General features: G+C 42.4%; 1 pseudogene. It reads right to left on the bottom strand.

Annotation, left to right across the window (positions count from 1 at the left end):
• A pseudogene (locus tag AAHB15_RS30100) lies at window positions 1–132 on the bottom strand (IS110 family transposase); the annotation flags it as partial.
• Between the last annotated feature and the right edge of the window lie 231 nt (window positions 133–363).

Here is a 363-nt window from a genome sequence, read left to right as displayed (position 1 = left end):
CGCTACAAGTGAACTAAGCCCCTTAAGAGTATGATCTACTTTAAAGCTCTTTCGGTATGGTCTACCTTTATCCAGAAATGCTTGAACCTGACTTTCTCCTTTAGATATATCCAGACCTACGACTGGATTCATTTTAAATCTCCTCCTAATCTAGTGATTTGCCAGTAACCCCTAATCCTCCATGCAGTGTCACAGCTTCGCTTGTTATACGAGATCTAAGTCCCAACCAGCCTCAATCATGTTTCTACAAGTAGGGGGCGAACGGTTTAGCTGACGGGGTCAAGCCCCACGGGCAGATACGTTCTACCCTGGCTACTGTTATAATAAAACCATATAAAAAATGGTCAACCAGAAATATTTTCT

The organism is Bacillus sp. OTU2372, assembly GCF_038440275.1.
GTDB classification, from domain to species: domain Bacteria; phylum Bacillota; class Bacilli; order Bacillales; family Cytobacillaceae; genus Neobacillus; species Neobacillus bataviensis_B.
This window is presented reverse-complemented; position numbering and strand designations above follow the sequence as displayed.